Annotated in this window: 1 protein-coding gene; it reads left to right on the forward strand. The window is 65.3% G+C overall.

Going from position 1 to position 1,136, the window contains the following annotated elements; all coding sequences use genetic code 11:
- The coding region (gene gcl / locus F6X39_RS36085; RefSeq protein ID WP_187620148.1) for a glyoxylate carboligase at positions 1–1,136 on the forward strand (1,136 nt) is incomplete at both ends.

Below are 1,136 nucleotides of genomic sequence, written 5' to 3' on the forward strand. Positions count from 1 at the left end.
AAAGAAGGCATCGATACCGCGTTCGGCGTGCCGGGCGCCGCGATCAACCCGTTCTACTCGGCGATGCGCAAAGCCGGCGGCATCAGCCACGTGCTCGCGCGCCATGTCGAGGGCGCATCGCACATGGCCGAGGGCTACACCCGCGCGCAGCCGGGCAACATCGGCGTGTGCATCGGCACCTCGGGCCCCGCCGGCACCGACATGATCACCGGTTTGTACTCCGCGCAGGCCGACTCGATTCCTATTCTGGCTATCACAGGCCAGGCGCCGCGCGCGCGTCTGTACAAGGAAGACTTCCAGGCCGTCGATATCGAATCGATCGCCAAGCCCGTCACCAAGTGGGCCGTGACCGTGCGCGAGCCGGCGCTGGTGCCGCGCGTGTTTCAGCAAGCGTTCCATCTGATGCGCTCGGGCCGCCCGGGCCCGGTGCTGGTCGATCTGCCGATCGACGTGCAGCTCGCCGAAATCGAATTCGACATCGACACGTACGAGCCGCTGCCGGTCTACAAGCCGAAGGCGACCCGCAAGCAGATCGAGGCAGCGCTGACGCTGCTCAACGATGCCGACAAGCCGTTGATCGTGTCGGGCGGCGGCGTGCTGAACGCCGTAGCCGAAGACCTGCTCGTGAAGTTCGCCGAAACGCTCGGCGTGCCGGTGATCCCAACGTTGATGTCGTGGGGCGCGATTCCCGACGACCATCCGCTGATGGCCGGCATGGTCGGTCTGCAGACCTCGCATCGCTATGGCAACGCGACGATGCTCGCGTCCGACTTCGTGCTCGGCATCGGCAACCGCTGGGCCAACCGTCACACCGGCAGCGTCGATGTCTATACGAAGGGGCGCAAGTTCGTGCACGTCGATATCGAACCGACGCAGATCGGCCGCGTGTTCGGCCCGGATCTCGGCATCGTGTCGGACGCGAAGGCCGCGCTCGAACTGTTCGTCGAAGTCGCCAGCGAATGGAAGGCCGCGGGCAAGCTGAAGGATCGCGCCGCGTGGGTTGCCGATTGCCAGCAACGCAAGCGCACGATGCTGCGCAAGACGCACTTCGACAACGTGCCGATGAAGCCTCAGCGCGTCTACGAAGAGATGAACCAGGTGTTCGGCCGCGACACGTGCTACGTGAGCACGATCGG

Origin of the sequence: Paraburkholderia sp. UCT2 (assembly GCF_014397665.1) — a bacterium.
In the GTDB taxonomy this organism is placed as follows: domain Bacteria; phylum Pseudomonadota; class Gammaproteobacteria; order Burkholderiales; family Burkholderiaceae; genus Paraburkholderia; species Paraburkholderia tuberum.